This is a genomic window from Sphingomonas sp., assembly GCF_031426035.1.
Classification (GTDB): domain Bacteria; phylum Pseudomonadota; class Alphaproteobacteria; order Sphingomonadales; family Sphingomonadaceae; genus Sphingomicrobium.
Window position 1 is genome coordinate 1 of sequence record NZ_JANPKO010000031.1, and the last position, 2726, is coordinate 2726.

The window sequence follows — 2726 nt, forward strand, 5'->3', positions numbered from 1 at the left end:
CGCCTAAGCGCAGCGAACAACGAGCGATGATCCTTGTCCGGATGGAAGCGCGCGACGCACCCGATCAGCGTGGCGTCCGGCGCGACGCCGAGTGCCGCCCTCCCCGCCTCGCGCGCCGCTGGGTCGGGCGCGAACCGCCCGGTGTCGATGCCGTTGGGGATGACCACCATCTTCGATGCATCGTAGCCGTGGCGCGCGTGCGCCTCCGCCACGCTCGTCGCGCAGCAAATGACCCGGTCGGGCACCGCGCCGGACAGCCACGCCCCGAGCTTGCCGATCAGTCGAGTCTTGACGCTGGTCTGCTCGAGCTCGGTGCGGCGCAGATTCCAGTAGATCGCGGACACCCCAGCCAACCGGGCGAGCACCCCGCCGACCAGGTTGGGATGGTACATCCAGGTCTGCACCACAGCTGACCGTGCACCGCGGATGATCCGCCACAACTGAAATAAGCCGCCAAGATGCAGCGACCCCCGCTCAAAGCCCAGCGCATGCACCTCGCACCCGGCCGCGCGCAGCCCCGGCCCAAGCGCCCCCTCGGTGTGCAACGACACGATGATGTGGCGATTGCTCCGATCCGACCGCACCAGCCGGTCGAGCACATTCTCGGCGCCGCCGTGGCCGAGCCCGGTAATGATGTGGAGCACGGTCCGTGTCAGCTGGGTAGCACTCACCGTCAGCGCCCGCGTAGCGCGGCGGCCGACCCGTACCATACGAGCCCGGCGAGAGCCCGCGCGGCGGCCCGCGGCGAGCGGAAACGCCGCGCTGCAAACCCCTTGAGCTGTGTCTTATACAGCGCTGCCATCGGCCGCGAATTGCCTGCCTTCAGCGCCGCAATGCCGTGCGACATCCCGCCCGCCAAATATTGCTTCTCGCCGATGATCGCGTTGCGACACAGAATGTCGCCGTCGAGCGCGAGGAGCGACCAGTAGAGCGAGGTCGGCACTCGCCGCGTACCGCTTGGAGCCTTGCCCATTGCCCGCCACAGCAGGTCGGTGCGCACCACCTCCTTCTTGTCGCCGGCCACCCCGGCGTCATTGCGCAGCGCTAGGAAGTTGGACCGCTCGGCTGGAAAATCGGAGCCGAGCTGGCGGCCGTCGGCACCGGCCAGCTGGTAGATGAAACCGATCACGCCGACCGGCAGCGGCTGCGCGCAATCGGCCAGCACGCGCTCGAGCCCCGCCGCACGCAGGACGTCGTCGTCGTCGAACAACATGGTGAATTCGCCGCGCGCGCGCGCGACCGCGTGGTGGAGCGAAGCGGCGCGGCCACGGTTTGGCGCGGTCGTGACACGTAGCCGCGGGTCGGCGATCGCCACCAGCTCCTCCGCGGTTCCGTCGGTCGCGCCGTCGACATGGACGCAGACCTCGAAGTCGCCGCGCTGCTCGAGCAACCCACCTACCAACGCCACGACTAGCGCGCAGCGGTTGAAAGTGGGGATGCAAATCGATAGCAACATCAGCGCGTTTGACCCCTGACAACCAAGCGCCTGCTTAGGCAGGTCGCCGCCCGTAGCCTAGCCCCGGCCGCGCCGGGGCGGCTCCACTGAAGGACCCCATTCAGCCGATGCCGCCCACCGCCCCCGACTTTGCGCCCTTGTTCGGCGGCCACCGCGCGACATGGCTAGTGACAGGCGCCGCCGGCTTCATCGGCTCCAACCTGGTCGAGGCGCTGCTCGCCGCTGGGCAAAGCGTGGTTGGCCTCGACAATTTCGCGACCGGCTATCAGCACAACCTCGACGAAGTGGAGCGGCTGCTCCCTGCCGACGCCGGGGCCTTTCGCCTGATCACCGGCGACATCCGCGAACGTGCCGCCTGCGATGCCGCCGTCGCGGGCGTTGATTACATCCTGCACCAAGCCGCATTGGGCTCTGTGCCGCGCTCGATCGACGAGCCGCTCATCAGCCACGACGTCAACGTCACCGGCTTCGTCAACATGCTCGATGCCGCCCGCCGCGCCGGGGTCAAACGCTTCGTCTATGCCGCCTCTTCCTCTACCTACGGCGACGAGCCGAGCCTGCCCAAACGCGAGGAGCTCATCGGCAACCCGCTGTCGCCCTACGCTGCGACCAAGCTCGCCAACGAGATCTACGCCGCGGTCTACGCCATAACTTACGGCTTCCGCGCCACGGGATTGCGCTACTTCAACGTGTTCGGCCCGCGCCAGGACCCCGATGGCGCCTATGCCGCCGTGATCCCCAAATGGACCGCGGCAATGATCGCAGGCGACGACGTGGTGATCAACGGCGACGGCGACACCAGCCGCGACTTCTGTTTTGTCGCCAACGCGGTCCAGGCCAATCTCCGCGCCGCACTCGCCCCCGACAACGTGCAGGGAGAGGTGTTCAACGTCGCGGTCGGCCAGCGCACCAGCCTGACCCAATTGTTCGCGGCGCTGCGCGGCGAGCTCGGACGTCACCAAATCCACTACGACCGTGCCCCGGTCATGGCCGAATTCCGCCCCGGCGACGTGCGCCATTCGCTCGCCGACATCACCAAGGCGCAATCGCTGCTCTGCTACGCGCCGAGCCACGACATCGACGCCGGGATCGCCGCCGCGATGCCGTGGTACATCGATTTCTTCAGGCGAACCGGTCGCGCAGGGTAAGCAACGAACCGTCGTGGGTGAGGTCGAGGTGGAGCGGGGTTACCGACACGAAGCCGTCGGCGATCGCTTCCAAGTCGGTCGAATGGCCCGGGGTCTGCACCATCGGCCCCAGCCCGAACCAG

The 2726-nt window shown here is 67.9% G+C and carries 3 protein-coding genes and 1 pseudogene; 1 reads left to right on the plus strand and 3 read right to left on the minus strand.

Annotated features, from left to right (window positions below):
• Positions 1–671 (minus strand): glycosyltransferase (locus RMP08_RS01880; RefSeq protein ID WP_310467268.1); only part of this gene is annotated, 671 nt, incomplete at its 3' end.
• A gap of 2 nt (positions 672–673) precedes the next feature.
• A complete protein-coding gene (locus RMP08_RS01885; RefSeq protein ID WP_310467269.1) occupies positions 674–1456 on the minus strand; it encodes a glycosyltransferase family 2 protein in 783 nt (260 codons plus the stop codon).
• A 107-nt stretch (positions 1457–1563) separates the two neighbouring features.
• On the opposite strand from RMP08_RS01885, the gene RMP08_RS01890 reads away from it, so the two are divergent.
• Positions 1564–2604 (plus strand): SDR family oxidoreductase, encoded by a 1041-nt coding sequence (locus RMP08_RS01890; RefSeq protein WP_310467270.1) that lies wholly within the window; start codon positions 1564–1566, stop codon positions 2602–2604.
• On the opposite strand, the pseudogene RMP08_RS01895 reads toward RMP08_RS01890, so the two are convergent.
• A pseudogene (locus RMP08_RS01895) lies at positions 2579–2726 on the minus strand (5'/3'-nucleotidase SurE); the annotation flags it as partial. The gene RMP08_RS01890 and the pseudogene RMP08_RS01895 sit on opposite strands and share 26 nt — an antisense overlap.

Excerpts from the sequence above, each read along its gene's own strand:
- RMP08_RS01885 (WP_310467269.1), bottom strand. The coding sequence starts at position 1,456 with ATGTTGCTATCGATTTGCATCCCCACTTTCAACCGCTGCGCGCTAGTC.
- RMP08_RS01890 (WP_310467270.1), top strand. The coding sequence starts at position 1,564 with ATGCCGCCCACCGCCCCCGACTTTGCGCCCTTGTTCGGCGGCCACCGC.